The sequence below is a fragment of the Mycobacterium sp. genome (assembly GCF_049585075.1).
Taxonomy (GTDB): Bacteria; Actinomycetota; Actinomycetes; order Mycobacteriales; family Mycobacteriaceae; genus Mycobacterium.
The window spans coordinates 1-18,134 of the sequence record NZ_JBAUZA010000162.1; the positions used below are offsets into that span (position 1 = coordinate 1).

The 18,134-nt window shown below is 65.5% G+C and carries 15 protein-coding genes and 1 pseudogene; 7 read left to right on the plus strand and 9 right to left on the minus strand.

What is annotated here, in order from left to right; all coding sequences use genetic code 11:
• The 3 genes and pseudogenes from WB785_RS07485 to WB785_RS07495 form a co-directional block, all read left to right on the plus strand.
• Positions 1–176, plus strand: a pseudogene (locus tag WB785_RS07485) (GuaB3 family IMP dehydrogenase-related protein); the annotation flags it as partial.
• A gap of 16 nt (positions 177–192) precedes the next feature.
• Entirely contained in the window at positions 193–1,929 is a 1,737-nt protein-coding gene (locus WB785_RS07490; protein ID WP_424078201.1) for a GMC family oxidoreductase N-terminal domain-containing protein, read from the plus strand.
• Between the two features lie 55 nt (positions 1,930–1,984).
• Positions 1,985–2,302, plus strand: coding sequence for a hypothetical protein (locus WB785_RS07495; RefSeq protein WP_424078202.1), 318 nt, complete (start codon positions 1,985–1,987; stop codon positions 2,300–2,302).
• A 68-nt stretch (positions 2,303–2,370) separates the two neighbouring features.
• On the opposite strand, the gene WB785_RS07500 is transcribed toward WB785_RS07495, so the two are convergent.
• The 7 genes from WB785_RS07500 to WB785_RS07530 form a co-directional block, all read right to left on the minus strand.
• Positions 2,371–4,761, minus strand: coding sequence for a glycoside hydrolase family 65 protein (locus tag WB785_RS07500; protein WP_424078203.1), 2,391 nt, complete (start codon positions 4,759–4,761; stop codon positions 2,371–2,373).
• 9 nt (positions 4,762–4,770) lie between these two features.
• Positions 4,771–5,541, minus strand: coding sequence for a beta-phosphoglucomutase family hydrolase (locus tag WB785_RS07505; protein WP_424078231.1), 771 nt, complete (start codon positions 5,539–5,541; stop codon positions 4,771–4,773).
• Between the two features lie 63 nt (positions 5,542–5,604).
• Entirely contained in the window at positions 5,605–5,793 is a 189-nt protein-coding gene (locus WB785_RS07510; RefSeq protein ID WP_424078205.1) for a hypothetical protein, read from the minus strand.
• A 40-nt stretch (positions 5,794–5,833) separates the two neighbouring features.
• On the minus strand, positions 5,834–6,649 hold the full coding sequence (locus WB785_RS07515; RefSeq protein WP_424078206.1) for a class I SAM-dependent methyltransferase: 816 nt from the start codon (positions 6,647–6,649) through the stop codon (positions 5,834–5,836).
• A 9-nt stretch (positions 6,650–6,658) separates the two neighbouring features.
• Positions 6,659–7,753, minus strand: a complete 1,095-nt coding sequence (locus WB785_RS07520) for an NmrA family NAD(P)-binding protein (RefSeq protein ID WP_424078208.1) — start codon at positions 7,751–7,753, stop codon at positions 6,659–6,661.
• A 13-nt stretch (positions 7,754–7,766) separates the two neighbouring features.
• Positions 7,767–8,633, minus strand: coding sequence for an alpha/beta fold hydrolase (locus tag WB785_RS07525; RefSeq protein WP_424078210.1), 867 nt, complete (start codon positions 8,631–8,633; stop codon positions 7,767–7,769).
• The gene (locus tag WB785_RS07530) at positions 8,630–10,201 is read right to left on the minus strand and encodes a DHA2 family efflux MFS transporter permease subunit (protein ID WP_424078212.1); all 1,572 of its coding nucleotides are present in this window, start codon (positions 10,199–10,201) and stop codon (positions 8,630–8,632) included. Before WB785_RS07530 ends, WB785_RS07525 begins: the two co-directional genes overlap by 4 nt.
• A 79-nt stretch (positions 10,202–10,280) precedes the next feature.
• Here WB785_RS07530 and WB785_RS07535 point away from each other — a divergent pair, with 79 nt between their 5' ends.
• From WB785_RS07535 to WB785_RS07550, 4 genes are all read left to right on the plus strand, one after another.
• On the plus strand, positions 10,281–10,922 hold the full coding sequence (locus WB785_RS07535) for a winged helix-turn-helix transcriptional regulator (RefSeq protein ID WP_424078213.1): 642 nt from the start codon (positions 10,281–10,283) through the stop codon (positions 10,920–10,922).
• A gap of 111 nt (positions 10,923–11,033) precedes the next feature.
• Positions 11,034–12,611 (plus strand): glutamine-hydrolyzing GMP synthase, encoded by a 1,578-nt coding sequence (guaA, locus tag WB785_RS07540; protein WP_424078214.1) that lies wholly within the window; start codon positions 11,034–11,036, stop codon positions 12,609–12,611.
• Between the two features lie 130 nt (positions 12,612–12,741).
• On the plus strand, positions 12,742–13,428 hold the full coding sequence (locus WB785_RS07545) for a hypothetical protein (protein WP_424078215.1): 687 nt from the start codon (positions 12,742–12,744) through the stop codon (positions 13,426–13,428).
• 5 nt (positions 13,429–13,433) lie between these two features.
• The gene (locus tag WB785_RS07550; protein ID WP_424078216.1) at positions 13,434–15,005 is read left to right on the plus strand and encodes a DNA polymerase Y family protein; all 1,572 of its coding nucleotides are present in this window, start codon (positions 13,434–13,436) and stop codon (positions 15,003–15,005) included.
• 8 nt (positions 15,006–15,013) lie between these two features.
• Here the strand turns inward: WB785_RS07550 and WB785_RS07555 are convergent, their stop codons facing one another.
• A complete protein-coding gene (locus WB785_RS07555) occupies positions 15,014–16,048 on the minus strand; it encodes a nucleoside hydrolase (RefSeq protein WP_424078217.1) in 1,035 nt (344 codons plus the stop codon).
• A 28-nt stretch (positions 16,049–16,076) separates the two neighbouring features.
• Complete coding sequence (locus tag WB785_RS07560) at positions 16,077–18,089, minus strand: SDR family oxidoreductase (protein WP_424078218.1); 2,013 nt, start codon at positions 18,087–18,089, stop codon at positions 16,077–16,079.
• Between the last annotated feature and the right edge of the window lie 45 nt (positions 18,090–18,134).

Genomic DNA, 18,134 nt, shown 5'->3' on the forward strand with positions numbered 1-18,134 from the left:
CACTATTGCAGGTCGCCGTCGGCGAGCGGCCGCCGTTGCGCCAGGTGCTCGACGGGCCGTCCGACGACCCGTTCGGCTCGCTGAACCTGGTCGGCGGGCTGCGCCGCTCGATGGCCAAGGCCGGCTACTGCGACCTGAAGGAGTTTCAGAAGGTCGGCCTGACCGTCGACAACTGAGAGCTAGGCTGGCCGGATGGAACCTGATTACGACGTCCTGATAATCGGGTCGGGCTTCGGGGGGAGCATCACCGCGCTGCGGCTGACCGAAAAGGGTTACCGCGTCGGCGTGCTCGAGGCCGGCCGCCGCTTTGCCGACCAGGACTTCGCCAAGACGTCCTGGAACCTGCGCAAGTTTCTGTGGGCGCCCCAACTCGGCTGCTACGGCATCCAGCGCATCCACCTGCTGCAAAACTGCATGATCCTTGCCGGCGCCGGCGTCGGCGGCGGATCACTGAACTACGCCAACACGCTCTACGTACCTCCGGATCCGTTCTTCAACGACCCGCAGTGGGCGCACATCAGCAATTGGCGTGCGGAGCTGATGCCGCATTACCAGCAGGCGCAGCGGATGCTCGGTGTCGTCCAGAACCCGACGTTCACCGACGCTGACCGCGTGGTCAAGGCGGTCGCTGACGACATGGGTTGCGGCGACACGTTCGTACCGACCCCGGTCGGGGTGTTCTTCGGTCCGAACGGAACCAAGACCCCGGGCGAGACGGTGCCCGACCCCTATTTCGGCGGCGCCGGCCCAGCACGTACGGGCTGCCTGGAATGCGGGTCGTGCATGACCGGCTGCCGGTACGGCGCCAAGAACACCCTGCTGAAGAATTACCTCGGCCTCGCGGAATCGGCTGGGGCGCAGATACATCCGATGACGACGGTCACCAAATTTGCGCAGCGGCCCGACGGGCTGTGGGAGGTTCACACCAAGCACACTGGCCGCTTGCTGCGCCGCAAGAAGCGCACATTCACCGCGAATCATCTGGTGCTGGCCGCCGGTACGTACAACACGCAAAAGCTGCTATTCAAGATGCGCGATACGGGCAGGTTGCCCGGCCTGTCCGAAAAGCTCGGTGTGCTGACCCGCACCAACTCCGAATCAATCGTCGGCGCCGGTCGTCTGCAGGTCAGCCCCGACCTCGACCTGACTCATGGCGTGGCGATCACGTCGTCGATTCACCCGACGTCGGACACCCACATCGAACCCGTCCGCTACGGCAAGGGCTCCAACGCCATGGGCCTACTGCAGACGCTGATGACCGACGGTCCCGGCCCCAAGGGCACCGACGTGCCGCGCTGGAAGCAGTTGTTGGATCAAGCCGGCGAAGATCCGCGCCGCATGCTTCGACTGCTCAATCCACGTCAGTGGAGCGAGCGCACGGTGATCGCGTTGGTGATGCAGCATCTGGACAACTCGATCACCACCTTCACCAGACGCGGCCGGCTGGGCCGACGCCGCTACGTCAGCAAGCAGGGGCACGGTGAGCCGAACCCGACGTGGATTCCGGTCGGCAACGAGGTCACCCGTCGCATCGCCGCCAAGATCGACGGGGTGGCCGGCGGCACCTGGGGCGAGCTGTTCAACATCCCGCTGACCGCGCACTTCCTCGGCGGCGTGGTGATCGGCGACAGCGCCGAACACGGTGTCATCGACCCATACCACCGCGTGTATGGCTATCCGACGATGTCGGTGGTCGACGGCGCGGCGATCTCGGCGAACCTGGGAGTCAACCCGTCGCTGTCGATTTCAGCGCAGGCTGAGCGGGCCGCGTCGCTGTGGCCGAATAAGGGCGAAAACGATCTGCGGCCGCGTCAGGGCGAGCCGTACCGTCGGTTGGACCCGATCGCGCCGCGTCATCCGGTGGTGCCGGCTGATGCGCCCGGGGCACTGCGCTGGCTGCCGATCGAGCCGATTAGCTCCGCCGGCTGACCTGCTCTTACGCCTGGCGCGTTTGAACACGGCGCTGCGCGGCAACGTTGAATGCATGCTCTGGGTCGCGTTGGTGTGCGCCATCGTCGGCGCAGTGCTGTTGGTGGCCGGACTGGCGCTTTACGCAAACGGCGCCGGGGTGGCGCCGGCCCACCGGACTGCGGACGATCCCACCGGATTCAAGCGGGCCACGTCCCGGGTGGAGTGGGGTGACCGGTTTCGCGGCATGCCACGAATCGTCGGAGTGATGCGGAATCAGCAGGCCGAGCGCAGCGACAGGTTAATGGCATTGGGCTCGTTGTGCGTGCTCGTCAGCCTGATCGCCTGGTTTGTCGCTGTGCTGGCTTTCATCACCGCGCTTGTGCCTGCCTAGTTTCCGCCGGCGACGATGCAGAGCGTAGCGATGCTGAGGAGCGGCGTATCAGGTCCCGCCGGCGCCGATCAGCTCGACTGGCTGGCAGGGACTTTCAGTGGGACCACGCTGCCGCGCCGGTGTATGGGCTCGCGGCCTGGCGGCTGCGGCGGCGTCGGCAGCAGCGGCTGACGTTCCTGCAGCGGGACCGTCGTCGGCTCGCTGGTGCTGAGCGTTAGCTCCTCGCCGGCGTGGCGGATCGTCAGCTCGCCGTCGGGCCCGTCGCGCAGCGTGTAAGTCACCTCGTCTTGGGTGACCGAAACGGTCAACCGGTATCCCTGCCACATCAACCTGAAGCACAGCCGAGCGAAACTGTCCGGCAGCGCCGGATCCAGAGCCAGGACGCCCTCGTCATCGCGCAGGCCACCGAAGCCGCCGACCAGCGAGGTCCATGCGCCGGCCAGCGAGGCCATATGCAGCCCGTCGCGGGTATTCGAATGCAGGTCACGCAGATCGATCAGCGCCGCTTCGAAGGCATAGTCATGCGCAAGCTCCAGGTGGCCGACCTCGGCGCACATCACCGCCTGGGTGCAGGCCGACAACGACGAGTCGCGCACCATGCGTCGCTCGTAGTAGTCGACGTTGCGGGCTTTCTCTTCGGGCGTGAAAGCGTGGCTTTGCCACTGCATCGCCAGAACCAGGTCGGCCTGCTTGATGACCTGCGCCGGGTAGAGCCGTACATAGGGCTCGTGCAGCAACAACGGATAGTTGTTTCTGTTTTCGAAGTCCCACTCCGCGAACGTGGTGAAACCTTCGCACTGCTGGTGCACGCCCAACTCCTCGTCGTAAGGAATGTTTGCCGCGTGGGCAGCATCCCGCCAGGCGGCGGTTTCCTCGGTGCTAACGCCCATCTCGCGCGCCTTCTCGGGATGGCGGGCGCACGCGTCGGCGGCGACCTGAAGGTTGTGTGCCGCCATCAAATTCGTGAAGGTGTTGTCGCGGACGATTGCGGTGTACTCGTCTGGACCGGTCACCCCGTCGAGGTGCCAGACGCCGTGCCGGTCGTGGTGGCCGAGGGAGCGCCACAGCCGAGCCGTTTCAATGAGCACTTCAAGCCCGCACTCCTCCTCCAGCGACTGATCGCCGGTGACGATGCGGTACCGCTCGAACGCCATCGCGATGTCGGCGTTGATGTGGAAGGCTGCCGTGCCGGCCGGCCAATAGCCGGAACATTCCTGGCCGCGAATCGTCCGCCATGGAAAGGCTGCACCTTCCAGGCCCAGTTCGCCGGCACGTTCCTTGGCCAAGTCGAGTGTCGATGCCCGCCACCTCAGCGCATCGGCTGCTGCGTGCGGCGCGGTGTACGTCAAGACTGGTAGCACGTATCCTTCGCTGTCCCAGAAGACGTGGCCGTCGTAACCGGTGCCGGTGAGGCCTTTGCTGGCAATTCCGCGGCGTTCGGCGCGTGCGCTTGACTGCAACAGGTGGAACAGGCCGAACCGCACCGCCTGCTGGATCACCGGGTCGCCGTCGACCTCTACGTCTGCGCTGTCCCAGAAGTTGTCGAGGTATTCCCGCTGGGCCTTTACCAGGCCGTCCCATCCGCTGTACTTCGCGCCGGCCAGTGCACCCGCGGCCTGATCGCGCAGCGCAGGGCGAGAGCGCAGGCTCGACCAGCCATACGCCAGGTACTTCACGATACGCAGCTTCTGGCCCGGCCGTAATCCGCAGATCACCGTGGTGCGGGCCAAGTCTGGGCGGACTTCGGTCTCGACCTCGACGCGCCCGGGGACCTCGATCTCGTGGTCCATCGCGGCCGACATCATCAGCCCGCTGGCCCTGGTGCGGTGCATCAGCACTGCCCGGTTTTCCGTTGTTTCGTGGTCGACCGCCTCCAGTGGCTTGTCCAGCACGGCCGAGACCCGTGGGTCCTTCGAGGTTTCGGGCTGATCCTCATTGCTGACAAGCTCGGATTGCACTGTGATGCGGACGAATTCATCAACTGCCTCTACCACGTACTCGATGGCCGCGACGCTGCGCTGGGCCAGCGACACCAGCCGGGTCGACACCAGTTTGACTTGTCTGCCCGCCGGCGAGCACCAGTGCACGCGGCGCTCCAGTGTTCCGGCGCGCAGGTCGAGAATCCGCTCGTGGTCGAGCAGTTGGCCGTAGCGGACGTCGAACAGCTCGTCGTTGACCATCAGGCGCAACACCTTGCCGTTGGTGACGTCGACGACGGTCTGGCCGGCTTCGGGAAAACCGAACCCCGCCTCCGCATAGGGCAGCGGTCGCACCTCGTAGAACGAATTGAGGTAGGTGCCGGGCAAGCCGTGCGGCTCACCTTCATCGAAGTTGCCGCGCAATCCGATGTGTCCGTTGGACAGCGCGAACAGCGATTCCGATTGGGCCAACAGTTTCAAGTCGAGGCGGGTTTCGCGGACCTGCCAGGGTTCGACGGGGAAGTCCTCTTCACTGATCATGTTGGCGTCCTAAAGCAGTTCGGCGAGATCGGTCACGACGACATCGGCGCCATGTTGGCGCAGCGCGTCGGCCTGGCCTACTCGGTCCACGCCGACGACGTAGCCGAAATGACCGGCATGGCCTGCCTCCACCCCGGACAGCGCGTCTTCGAACACCGCGGCGGCGCCCGGTTCAACCTTGAGTAGTTCGGCGGCACGCAGGAAGGAGTCCGGCGCCGGCTTGCCCGCGATGTGTTCCTCGCGCAGCGTGACGCCATCCACCCGCTGCTGAATCAAGCGATCCAGCCCGGTGATTTCCAGCACCTCGCGGGTGTTGGCACTGGAGGACACCACAGCCGCGGCGATACCGGCGGCGGCCACCGCTTCCAGATACCGTCGCGAGCCGTCGAAGACCTTGACGCCGTCGTCGTGCAGCGTCTTTTGAAAGGCATCGTTTTTGCGGTTGCCCAGCCCGGAGATGGTGTCCGCGTCCGGAGGATCGTCGGGGCTGCCGTCGGGCAGTTCGATGCCGCGGCTGGCCAGAAATGAGCGGACTCCGTCTTCGCGTTTCTTGCCGTCTACGTATTGCCGGTAGTCGGTCGCCGGATCGAACGGGACGAACTGCTCGCCGGTCTTTTCGGCCCGCTCCTGCAAGAACGCGTCGAACATGGTTTTCCAAGCCTTGGTGTGGACGCTCGCGGTGTCGGTGAGGACACCGTCGAGGTCGAATAAACAGGCGTGCACCGACTCGGGCAGACCCAGCACGGCGGACCTCGCTTCCTTAACTGATCGGGCCCTAATACTTCATCATGTGTGCCGTCGGGCCCACGGCCTTTTGGGCGTGCCGGTGGCTATCCGACTGCATCACGGTAGCCCGGTGCGTGGGCCGGTGCCCGGGGGCAAAAGCAAATTGGCCGTAAACAGGACGAACATGACGGCGAAGTGGGCGGCATTCGCGGTCAGGTTGAAATCGAGGAATAGTCGGTTGGCGCTCGGAGCCCGTGCGGAGCGAAACAGGAAGATCGCCCAAACCACGTAGACGGCAGAGAGCATGATGGCGACCGGGTCGCCGCCCTCTCCCCGGCGCGGTGCTTCACGACGACGATGCGCGGGCGACGCCTTGGATCGCGCGGAGCCGTCCGTCGGTGAGGGCGGCCACGAGGTTCTGGGCTTTCTGCGCAAAGTCGGTGACGAAGGCGTGCAGTCCCAGGGGGTTAGGCGGCAGTGTGAGAAGCGCCTGCATCAAGGTGCCGGCCTGCTCGGTGAGGTCGTTCCAGTGGTCGATCGCGAACCCGGCGGACTCGACGGCCGCGCGTAATTCGCCTGGCGTGGCCAGGTGGCTGACTCCTGGTTGGTCGGCCCACGGCAATGGGTAGTCGAGTTCACCTGAATCACCAGTTGTGATGTCCCACAGGGCAAGCCGACCACCGGTGGTCAGCACACGGTGTGCTTCACGATAGAGGCGCGGCTTGTCAGCGACGTTCATCTGAACGTGCTGGCTGAAGACGACGTCAAAACCGCCATCGGCGTAGGGCAGTTCGGTGACGTCTGCCTGACGGACGGTGATCCAATCATCCAGCCCGACAAGTCGATTGAGCCAACGCGCCGTGTCGCAATACTCGTCGGTCAGATCGACCGCGGCAACGTGGCATCGACACTGGTCGGCAACGAAGCGAGCCGTTCCGCCGATGCCGCTGCCCGCATCGAGCACCCGGCTTTCACCTGTGATGCCGACCAGATCCACTAGTTGGCTGGTGGCGATGCGACCCATGGTGTGAAAGTCCTCCAGCGGCGCAAGGTCGCCCGGCTGCAGGTGGTCTAGGTCCTTGCCGGCGGCAACGAGGGCCTGCTCGATATTGCGCTGAGATAGGCCAGTTGAGTACTGGTCGGAAATCAGGGTCTCGGTCATCTCTATTCCTTACTGGTATGTCGGTTCGGCGATTTTGTCGGTGGCGGCGAGGTGCTCGTTTCGCCAGAGCGCGGACTGGCCCGACAGCCGCGGATGAGCGGGCCGCGGATGTTGCTGCCGTCGCTCAAAGCGCTCCAGGCGGTGCATTGGTACCAACCCGGTTAACAGGAACTGCCAGGCCTGGCGGATGAAATTGCGTGGCGTTCGTCGAGATTCCGGGCCACCCACGTAGCGGCGTGCGATCGTGAGAAAGTCCTCGGGTTCGACCCCGGCGACGTCGCGGACATGGGTGGTGGGTCCGCCCATGGCCCAGGTTCCCAGTGCGTGCTCGGGCAGGTAGTGGCGCAGGCTGGACTCGAAGAACAGGTCGGCGCCAAGTCGCTTGGCGTTGACGCGCACCGCGCGCAAGAACATCCACGGCGGAATGTCGATGTGCCGCACCTTTCGGCCCAACGCCTCACCAACGGCGTCGGCGATCTCCGCTCCTGACAGCAGCGTGGGTCCGGTCGGGCGGTAGGCCCGGCCGTCGTGGCGGTTCGGGTCGAGGAGGGCACCCACCGCAACCCGGGCGATGTCTTCGTTGGAGGGCGGCGCATTTCGGCCGGTCCCGGTCGGCGTCGGCAACACTCCCAGCTGGGCGGCGAGCGGGACCAACTGTAGATAGTTGTCGGCGAAGTATCCCGGATCGACTGCGACATGGGCGGTGTCCGGCAGCAGCTCAAACAGCTTGTCGGTCAACCAGGCCTGCCGGGTCATCAGCGACGGGTGTTCGGGACTGGCCAGCCATTGCCCAAGCGCCACGACCGCTTCCAGACGTGATCGCCGTGCGGCGATGGCAAAGGCGACCGCGCTGTCGAGTGCATGTGGATGGTACGGGGGGTTGAAGTAGAGCCGGTCGACACCATCCATCGCGGCCTGAATCTGGCTGATGTCAAACATATCGGCGACGACGACTTCGGCACCGGAGGACCGCAATCGGGCACTGCGCTCGTCGTCGCGGTGCACCAAGGCCCTAGTCGTGATGCCGCGCTGCAACAGTTGGGCGGTGACCGCGCTACCGATCCTCCCGGTGGCGCCGGTTACCAGGACGCGAGGGTGTGTCATTGGATTTCCTTCCCTAGTTGGGTAATTCCTGCGCCTGCAGGAGTATGCGAGTCATGGCGTTGGGGTATTCCAGAGCCGAGAAGTGGCCGGTGTTCGGCAACGTGATGCGTTGGACGTCGGCTAGCAGGCCGGCCACGTGGTCTCGTTCTTTGGGACGTGACCAATCCCGCTCGGTGTAGACCAGCGTGACGGGCGCCGACACCTTGGGGTAGCGTTCTCGTGCTTTCTGGAGCCCTTTGAGGCTGCGGTAGATCGCGCGGGCCACTCGCGGATATCCCTTGCGGCGTCCGCTCTTCCGAAGCTCGACCAGGAATTCTTTGCTGAGTTTGCTCTTGTCGACAAAGCCGCCCCGCATTACGCCGCGCAGGGTGAGCCCGGTTTCCATGCGGCCGAAAACCCGGCCCAGCCCAGGCGTTCGTATCGAGCTGATGATGAACCTGGCGAACAGGTTGCCGCGTTCGAGCCCACCCGGGTAGTCGTAGGCGTTAAACGCGATGACCTTGCTCACGCGGTCCTTGAGATCGATCGAGGCGCCCAAAGCCAATGCACCGCCGAGCGATTCACCGACCAGCGTGATGGCGTGCAGGTCTAGTCCGGTGACGAACTCCACCACCGCGCTACGCAGTTCCGGCTCCTCGTACTGTGCCCCGGGCACGACGTCGGACCAGCCCATGCCTGGCAGATCCAGGGCATAGACGGTGTAGGAGTCCCATAGCTGCGGAATGACTCGCTGAAAGTAGTCGAGCTGGGTCCGCACGGTGTGGATGAGGACGAGAGCTGGCCCAGCGCCCGCAGTGTAGTACCGCAGGCGGGATCCGTCCGACCGGGTGAAGAACTTGACGTGTCCGTGGCCGTTGCTCCATGCCTCTGTGTAATTCATGCTGTGACCTTTCCGGGTTCAGGCAGTTCGATTTCAACTGCGGCGACAGTCGATTGGCGTGCCCGCGCCGGCAGCAGTATGGCCACGACGAGCGCGGCTGTCAGCGCGATGCCGGCGCAGACCAGCGATCCGACCTGTAGGCCGTCGAGGAATGCGCGGTTGACCGCATCTTGGATGGGTGCGATGCGTCCGGCCGGCGATTGCTCGATGACTCGGTGTGCCACCGCCATTGAGTGCTGCATTGCCGACCGAACATCGGCCGGCAATCCGGCCAGCGCTGACGCCGAACCTAGGTGGCCGGAATACACCGATGCGAAGACACTGCCCACGACGGCGACGCCCAACGTGCCGCCGAGTTCGCGGGTGGTGTCGTTGACGGCCGAGCCGACCCCCGCCTTGTCCGGCGATAGGGATCCCATGATCGCCTCGGTTGCCGGCGCGGTCGTGAGACCGAGGCCGCCGCCGAGCAGCAGCATCTGTGTTGCGATCTGGCTGTAGGGCGTTGCCGCATCGACCGTGGCTGCCCACGCCAGGCCGGTGGCGAACACCGTCAGCCCGCCGGCGACGACTGCGGTGCTGCCGACCCGTTCGACCAGTCGCGGCCCAAGGATGCTGGCTACTGCGATCGAGATGGCTACCGGCAACAGGCGCACGCCGGCTTCGAATGCGCTGTAGTTCTTGATGAATTGGAAGTACTGGGTGATGACGAAGATGAACCCGAACAGTGTCAGAAAACCCGCGGTCACGGCCAGGCTGCCGCCGGAGAATCGCCGGTTGAAGAACACCGTCACGTCGAGCATCGGATGGGTGCTGCGTCGCTCCCACAGCGCGAATACGGCGAGAACGGTTGCGGCCACGCTGAAGCCAATCGCGGCACGGGTGCTGCTCCATCCCCAACTGGGCGCTTCGATGACCGTGTAGACGAGCGTCGTCACTCCGACCGCGGACAGCACCAAACCCGGGAGGTCGACGGGTGGCGTGGCAGGGTCGCGCGAGGTCGGAACGAACAGGACTCCGCCGACGATGGCCACCATCGCGGTGGGAACGTTCACCAGAAAGATCGAGCCCCAGGAGAAGTGTTCCAAAAGCCAACCACCGCTGATCGGACCGACGGCGACCCCGACTCCGACCATGGCCGCCCACAGACCGATGGCCTTGGCGCGAGGTATCGGGTCGGTGAAGATGTTGGTGATCAGTCCCAGCGTGGTCGGGAAGATCACGGCTGCGCCCACGCCCATGGCGGCGCGCGCAGCGATCAGCGCATCCGCCGAATTCACCTGTGCCGCAATTGCGGAGGTGATCGCGAACAGGGCCAACCCGGACGACAGCCAGCCACGCCTGCCGTAGCGGTCGCTGAGGCTACCCACCGACAGCAGCAGGCCCGACATGACGAGGGTGTACGCGTCGACGATCCACTGCAGTTGCGCGGTATCGGCGCCGAGGTCGGCCGACAGCGTGGGCAGTGCGACGTTGACGATTGTGGCGTCGACGCTGATCACGAAGACGGACAGGCAGATGACGGCGAGCGCGGCGTTGGGGTGATCGCGGAAGACGGCTTGAGATCGCATGGACAGGACTCTAAACATAGGAGACAAGAAAATCAAGTAAAACGTTGAAAAACAAGTCTGGCCTTGGTAGGGTGGCCACATGTCCGCTCGAAAGAGCTATAACCAGAACTGCCCGATCGCCACAGGACTCGACATCCTGGGGGAGCGGTGGACCTTGCTAATCCTGCGAGAGTTGCTCGGGGGGCCGCGCCGCTACAGCGACCTGCGCGCCGAGCTGCCAGGTATCGCGACCAACCTGCTGGCCGAGCGGCTCAAAGAGCTGCAGGACGCCGGGCTCATCGACCGCACCGAGTTGCCGCCCCCGATTGCGCGTACTGTCTACTGCCTCAGCGACGTCGGCTGGCAGCGGGTGCCATCCGTCCTCCAGGGCATTGCCTGGCTTGGCTTGGATCGACTGGACCTGCTTGATGGCGGCCCAGTGTCACCGTTGACCGGGTTCCTCTCCGGATTCGTGATCCCGTTCAATTCGGCCAAAGCCGCGGCCTTGGCGGGAAGCTTCCGCGCCGACATCGACAGCCGCCGTTTCGAGTTCGCAGTGCAGCAGGGCCGTTTCGCCGCGGCGCAGAGCACACCGGACGTGACCGTCACGGCCAGTGCTGCAGATCTCGTCACCGCGCGCTTAGGCTCCACCGAAGCCAAGCGTAAGGCGGCGCGGCGAAGCATCGCGTTCGACGGGGAAGCCGGCGCTGTCGACGCCCTACGCGAGGCGTTTTCGCTGTAGCGGGATTCAGGCCTGAGTTCCACCTAGTTCCCGACACCGAAGGCGCCACCGGCACGTGGGTGAACCACACCAGGACCTGGATCGAACCGGGCCAGCCACTAAGCTGACTGCATGGCCGGACCTGATGACCTCGATGCGGCTGGATCGCCTGCCCGTCCGGTGCTGGTTGTCGATTTCGGCGCGCAGTACGCGCAATTGATCGCCCGCCGGGTCCGCGAGGCCCGGGTGTACTCCGAAGTGATTCCACACACCGCATCGATCGACGAGATCAAGGCCCGCGACCCGCAGGCGGTAGTGCTTTCCGGTGGCCCGGCCAGTGTGTACGCCGAGGGAGCGCCACATCTTGATCCGGCATTGTTCGACCTGGACGTGCCGGTGTTCGGCATCTGTTACGGATTCCAGGCGATGGCGCAGGCCCTTGGCGGGGCCGTCGCGCGCACCGGCACCAGCGAGTATGGCCGCACCGAACTGAAAGTCGCTGGCGGTGAACTGCATTCGGATCTGCCCGAGACGCAGCCCGTGTGGATGAGCCACGGTGACGCCGTCACCTCCGCGCCGGACGGGTTCGACGTGGTGGCGACCAGCGCCGGTTCGCCGGTGGCCGCCTTCGAGAACCGCTCCCGGCGGCTGGCGGGCGTGCAGTATCACCCCGAAGTCATGCACACCCCGCATGGGCAGCAGGTGCTCAGCCGGTTCCTGCACGAATTGGCCGGCATCGCGCCGGATTGGACGCCGGCCGGCATCGCCAGCGTGCTGGTTGAGCAGGTGCGCAAACAGGTTGGCGACGGCCAGGCGATCTGCGGGCTATCCGGCGGGGTGGATTCCGCGGTGGCCGCGGCACTGGTGCAACGTGCCATCGGGGACCGGCTGACTTGTGTGTTCGTCGACCACGGGTTGCTGCGCGCGGGCGAGCGCGCGCAGGTGCAGCGCGACTTCGTCGCCGCTACCGGTGCCAACCTGGTGACCGTCGACGCGGCCGAGACGTTCCTGGAGGCGCTGTCCGGGGTGACCAATCCCGAAGGCAAGCGCAAGATCATCGGACGGCAGTTCATCCGCTCGTTCGAGGGTGCCGTCCGGGATGCTTTGGGAAACAAAGAAATTGAGTTCCTGGTGCAGGGCACGCTGTATCCCGATGTGGTGGAGTCCGGTGGCGGCAGCGGGGCAGCGAATATCAAGAGCCACCACAATGTCGGCGGCCTGCCCGGGGACCTGAAGTTCAAACTCGTCGAGCCGCTGCGGCTGCTGTTCAAAGACGAGGTGCGCGCAGTCGGGCGCGAGGTGGGCCTGCCAGAGGAAATCGTTGCGCGCCAACCTTTTCCGGGTCCTGGTTTGGCGATCCGGATCGTCGGTGAGGTCACCGCGGCGCGACTCGACACGCTGCGTCGGGCAGATTCGATCGCGCGCGAGGAGCTGACGGCCGCGGGTTTGGATCAGCAGATCTGGCAGTGTCCGGTGGTGCTGCTGGCCGACATCCGTTCGGTCGGTGTCCAAGGCGACGGTCGCACCTACGGTCACCCGATCGTGTTGCGGCCGGTGTCCAGCGAAGACGCCATGACCGCCGATTGGACCCGAGTGCCCTACGAAGTGCTGGAGCGAATCTCCACCCGGATCACCAACGAGGTCGTCGAGGTCAACCGGGTCGTGCTGGATGTCACCAGCAAGCCGCCCGGCACCATCGAGTGGGAATAACGGGTTTCTCGACTTCATAAGTTTGCTGGGTCGTGCGCCGCTTGACGTTTGTCGGTGGGCAGGTGTTGACTGATTCTATCGAACATACATTCGAACATCATTGGTAACACCCGTTACACAGGAGGTGGTGATGACGGCGATTCTCGCCTCCGATCGGCCGCATCACACCCATGTTGAGCAGCTAAAACAGCTGCGGCGCCAGATGGCGGCGGTGGCCGGGAAGGTCGGCTCACCTCGGCACGCTCACACTCGCAGTCACGCCGGCCCGGACGACCTGCTGCCGGAGTCGGAGACCAAACTGCCGATCCCGCAGCTATTGGCTGATGTGCTGCCAGACGCGTTGCCACGGGGAACCGTGGCGGTGCTGTCGGGGGCCCGGTCGCTGCCGCTGAGCATGGTGGCCGCGGTGACCGCCGCCGGCGGTAACGCAGCCATTGTCGGCCAGCCGGATATCGGACTGCTGGCCGCCGTGGAAATGGGAGCGGATCTAAGCCGGCTTGCGGTGATCCCGGATCCCGGTGCCGATCCGGTGGAGGTAGCTGCGGTGCTTATGGACGGAATGGATCTGGTCGTGCTGGCTCTGGGCGGGCGTTCGGTGCCGCAGACACGGGCGCGGGCGGTGGTGGCCCGCGCGCACCAGAAAGGCTGCACACTGCTGGTCACCGATGGTGACTGGCAGGGGGCGTCGGTGCGACTAGAGGCCCGGGTCTGCGGCTATGAGATCACCGCGAGTGAGCCCGGTTTCGGACGGATCAGCAAGGTGCTGCTCGACGTCTGTGCACGGGGACGGCGTATCAGGCGGATCCGGGCGGGGTAGGTGGCATGGCCTCCCGAGTACTGGCGATTTGGTGCATGGACTGGCCAGCGGTCGCCGCGGCAGCGGCCGCAGGCCTACCCGCGACCGACCCGGTCGCCGTCACGCTGGCCAACCGGGTGATCGCCTGCTCATCGGCTGCCCGTTCGGCGGGAGTGCGGCGAGGATTACGGCGACGAGAGGCGGCGGCCCGCTGCCCTCAGTTGCATGTCGTGACAGCCGACTCCGACCGCGATGCCCGCTTCTTCGAAGGGGTTATCGCGGCGGTAGACGATCTGGTGCCTCGCGCCGAGGTGCTGCGGCCCGGGCTGTTGGTGTTGCCGGTGCGCGGGGCGGCCCGCTTTTTCGGATCCGAACAGCAGGCCGCCGAGCGGCTGACCGACGCAGTGGCCGCAGCCGGCGCAGAATGTCAGGTCGGGGTCGCCGATCAGCTGTCCACCGCGGTCTTCGCCGCCCGTGCTGGGCGACTCGTCGAACCGGGAGAAGACGCGCGGTTCTTGTCGGCGTTGTCGATCCGGCAACTCGCCACCGAGCCCAGCCTGTCCGGTCCCGGACGGGACGAGCTAGCGGATCTACTGTGGCGGATGGGAATTCGGACCATCGGACAGTTTGCCACATTGCCGCGCACCGACGTGGCTTCCCGGTTTGGCACCGACGCGATAAGCGCGCACCGGTTCGCCCGCGGCGAGCCGGAACGCGGACCGTCCGGGCGTGAGCCGCCGGCCGAACTCGATGCCGTGCTGCAATGCGATCCACCGATCGCCCGAGTCGACGCCGCGGCATTTGCCGGCCGCTCGCTGGCCAGCACGTTGCATGAGACGTTGATGGCCGCCGGGGTGGGATGCACTCGACTGGCCGTGCACGCCGTCACCGCCAACGGCGAAGAGCTGATGCGGGTGTGGCGATGCGCCGAGCCGTTGACCGAAGATGCCACCGCCGACCGGGTGCGCTGGCAGCTCGACGGGTGGTTGAACACCAGGACCATCGTGGACCGGCCCACCGCACCGGTAACGCTGTTGCGGCTGCAGGCGGTGGAGGTGGTGTCGGCCGGGGCGCTGCAGTTACCGCTATGGGGTGGTCTCGGTGAAGAGGACAGGATGCGGGCCCGTCGGGCGCTGGTGCGCGTGCAGGGTTTGCTTGGCCCGGAGGCAGTGCAGGTGCCTGTGCTGTCCGGCGGTCGTGGGCCTGCCGAGCGCATTACGTTGACGCCGCTGGGCGACGAGCCGGTGCCACGGGCCGATCCGGGTCGGCCGTGGCCCGGTCAACTGCCCGAGCCGTCGCCGACAGTGCTGCTCGACGATCCAGTGGAATTGCTTGATGCCCAGGGTAACTCGGTTCGAGTGACTAGCCGCGGGTTGTTCTCCACCGACCCGGCACGGCTGACCTCTCGCGGCCGTGACGACAGGCTGCGTTGGTGGGCCGGACCATGGCCGGTCGACGAACGCTGGTGGGATAACCGGCCTAGGGACGGAACGGGGCACAGTCGAACCGCCCGTGCCCAGGTCTTGCTGGAGGGCGAGCAAGCGATGCTGCTGTGCTACCGCCAACGGCGGTGGTATCTGGAGGGAATCTACGAATAAGCTTGCGTTTAGCCGAGTCGCCGCGCGAACGGCCCCACCCGGTCGATGAAACGGTCGAAGAATGTTGCCGGATTGACTCCAACACCGATCAGCGCGTTGGGCTTTCGACCCCAGCGTCCCGACCAATCGGTCACGGTCATGCCGCGGGTCAGCGTCCCCGTCAGCTCGACATCCACCGTCGCCGGCCTTGTTGCGAGCAGCGGCGGATCCAGTGCTACTGCCGCAGCCAGCGGATCGTGCAGATGCGCCTGGTAGCCGTGGCCGAGGTCGTGGTAGGACTCCAGATAGAACCGCAGCGCGTCCTCGATCACCCGAATCAGGGGGTTGGACGCCGACGACCGGGTGCCCCGGTCATCGTCAACGCTCAGCACGGTCGTCGTCGAGTCTGCAGCTGTGGCCAGTCTGGTCAGGATTTCCGGTGTTACCGAGATGTTCCAGGTCACGTCCAGACCACACAGGATCGGAAGTGATTGTGGCCCAGACGCTTCTGGAGCCCAGGCGGCGAACACTTCCGCCGCCGCCTCGGGATCCACACCGATGTTCCATTCCGCCACTGGATTGGTGTTGCCGCGATAGTCATAGGCGCCACCCATGATCACCAGGCGACGCAGCAGCGTCGGCAGCTCGGGTTCTTTGCGCAGCGCCAACGCCAAGTTGGTCAGCGGGCCGGTGGCCAGCCCGATCAGCTCTCCCGGGTGCGCCCGCGCCGCCTCGACCCATGCCGTCGCCGCATCATCGGCGGCGAGCTGCCGTGACGTCGACGCCAACTCCGCATACCCCAAACCTCTTGGCCCGTGGACTTTCCCAACTGGAAGCGTGGGGGAGTTCAACGGGTGTTCGACACCTTTGGATACCGGCACGCCGTCGATCCGGCACAGCTCGAGCAGGCCGAGGTTGTTCTCACAAACTTGATCCACACCGACGTTGCCGCCGGTCGAGGCGATACCGACCAGGTCGGCCTCCGGGCTGGCCAGCAAGTACACCAGTGCGATTGCGTCGTCGACTCCGGTATCAACGTCGGCGAATACCGGAGATGCGCTCACAGCGCTCACGATACCGGCGCGCCGTGGATTACCAATGCACGCCTGGCACCAGCCGTATCGCCCGTTTGACTGGCCGCGGAACTCGCACCCGGATGAGCGCACGGGTCGGTCGCTTCGGTCGGCGCTGCGGGGACGATTGCACGACAACGGTTTCCGGCGGTGTGATCCCTTGCGCTGCCGCTGAATCGGGATAACCGAGGTAGAGCTGATGCAGGATTCGGCGTGACAGCTTGGGGGTGAAGTAGTTGCCGGCCTCGGAGAGAGTGCCCAGCGGGGTGTCGATACGGGCTGGCTTGTCGATCAGCCCGCGCACCACCATCGCCGCCGCGTGCTCGGCGGAGATCGGCGGTACCGGGTTGAGCCGGCGGGACGGCTTGATCATCGGTGTGGCCACCAACGGCATGTGGATGTTGGTGAACGTGATGTGGTCGGAAAGCGTTTCGGTAGCCACCACTTCGGAAAACGCATCGAGCGCGGCCTTGGTGGGCAGATACGAACTGTACTTAGGACTACGTGCCTGCACGCCTGCGCTGGACACGTTGACGACGTGGCCGAACTTGCGCTCACGCCAATGCGGCAGCAATGCCAGCACCATCCGCACTGCGCCGAAATAGTTGACGGCCATCACCCGCTCGTAGTCGTGCAGTCGGTCGGTCTGGTTGACCACCGAGCGGCGGATCGAACGGCCGGCGTTGTTCACCAGATAGTCGACGTGGTCGAAGCGTCCCAGGATGTCCTTGACCGTGTGTTCCACCGAATCGGAGTCGGTGACATCGCAGGTGAAGGCGTAAGCGTGGCCGCCGTTGGCGCGGATGTCGGCGACCAGGTCGTCGAGCGCCTCAGCACTGCGCGCCAGCGCGAACACCGTTGCGCCCCGCTCGGCGATGGCGATCGCCGCGGCCCGGCCGATGCCGCTGGAGGCGCCGGTGATGATCACGTGACGGCCCACCAGGGCGCCGGCCGGATCGTCGCGGCGGGCCCGGTCTGGGTCCAAATGCTGCGCCCAGTAGCGCCACAGCTGGGGTGCGTAACTGGCGAACTCGGGAACCTCGATTCCGGTGCCGTGCAATGCGTTTCGCGTGTTGTCGGAGATAAACGTGGGCGCCAGGTCGACGACGTCGAGAACCTCGGCGGGAATGCCCAATTGGGTTGCCGCCATGTTGCGCCACACCTTGGCCCGCCCGCGCACCTTCATCACCGGTGCGGCGACCGATCGGGGCAGCGATCCACGCAACGGCGGCAGCCCGGCCTCGGCGGCGATCCCACGGTAAATGCCGCGCAGACCAATGGTTTTCGGTGCGGTGAGGTGGAATGTCTGGCCGTCGCGACCGTCGGCATGCATGAGGGCGACCAGCGCATCGACCACGTAGTCGACCGGCACGATGTTGGTGCGCCCGGTGTCGGGCAGCATGATCGGCGTGAACTTGGGCAAAACCCCCAGCTTGGCCAGCACGCCAAAGAAGTAATACGGGCCGTCGATCTTGTCCATCTCACCGGTGCGCGAATCACCCACCACCACCGCCGGACGGTAGATCCGATGGCGCAGGCCGGCCGCCTCACGTACCAGCAACTCGGCCTCGAACTTGGTCTGGTGATAGGGCGTCGGCAGCGGTTGACCGACGTCGAAGTCGGATTCGGTGTACTCACCGCGGAATTCTCCGGCCACCGCGATCGACGACACGTGATGCAGTGTCGCGTCGAGCCGGCGCGCGAGTTCGATCACGGCGCGGGTCCCCTCGACATTGGCTATGCGCTGCTCGGGCTCCGGGACGGTGATGTCGTAGATCGCCGCGCAGTGCACCACATGCTCGACGTTGCCCAACTCGGCGATGGCGTCGTCGGTCAACCCGAGATCGGGCTGAGCCAGATCGCCGACGAGCGGTTTCGCTCGTTCACCCCACTGCTCGGCAAGACGTTCGAACCTGCCCAGCGATGGGCGACGAACCATCACCCACACCTCGGCGTCCGGCCTTTCGTCCAGCAGACGTGACACCACTCGGCGCCCAATAAACCCGGTACCGCCGGTAACGACATAGCGCATGCAAGCCATGGTGGCCCTTGGCGTGGTGCACGTCAACGCAGTGTG

Coding starts and splice junctions, on each gene's coding strand:
- WB785_RS07535 (WP_424078213.1), top strand. CDS start 10,281: ATGTCCGCTCGAAAGAGCTATAACCAGAACTGCCCGATCGCCACAGGA.
- WB785_RS07560 (WP_424078218.1), bottom strand. CDS start 18,089: ATGCGCTATGTCGTTACCGGCGGTACCGGGTTTATTGGGCGCCGAGTG.
- guaA (WP_424078214.1), top strand. CDS start 11,034: ATGGCCGGACCTGATGACCTCGATGCGGCTGGATCGCCTGCCCGTCCG.
- WB785_RS07550 (WP_424078216.1), top strand. CDS start 13,434: ATGGCCTCCCGAGTACTGGCGATTTGGTGCATGGACTGGCCAGCGGTC.
- WB785_RS07510 (WP_424078205.1), bottom strand. CDS start 5,793: ATGCTCTCTGCCGTCTACGTGGTTTGGGCGATCTTCCTGTTTCGCTCC.
- WB785_RS07500 (WP_424078203.1), bottom strand. CDS start 4,761: ATGATCAGTGAAGAGGACTTCCCCGTCGAACCCTGGCAGGTCCGCGAA.
- WB785_RS07515 (WP_424078206.1), bottom strand. CDS start 6,649: ATGACCGAGACCCTGATTTCCGACCAGTACTCAACTGGCCTATCTCAG.
- WB785_RS07545 (WP_424078215.1), top strand. CDS start 12,742: ATGACGGCGATTCTCGCCTCCGATCGGCCGCATCACACCCATGTTGAG.
- WB785_RS07490 (WP_424078201.1), top strand. CDS start 193: ATGGAACCTGATTACGACGTCCTGATAATCGGGTCGGGCTTCGGGGGG.
- WB785_RS07495 (WP_424078202.1), top strand. CDS start 1,985: ATGCTCTGGGTCGCGTTGGTGTGCGCCATCGTCGGCGCAGTGCTGTTG.
- WB785_RS07530 (WP_424078212.1), bottom strand. CDS start 10,201: ATGCGATCTCAAGCCGTCTTCCGCGATCACCCCAACGCCGCGCTCGCC.
- WB785_RS07525 (WP_424078210.1), bottom strand. CDS start 8,633: ATGAATTACACAGAGGCATGGAGCAACGGCCACGGACACGTCAAGTTC.
- WB785_RS07520 (WP_424078208.1), bottom strand. CDS start 7,753: ATGACACACCCTCGCGTCCTGGTAACCGGCGCCACCGGGAGGATCGGT.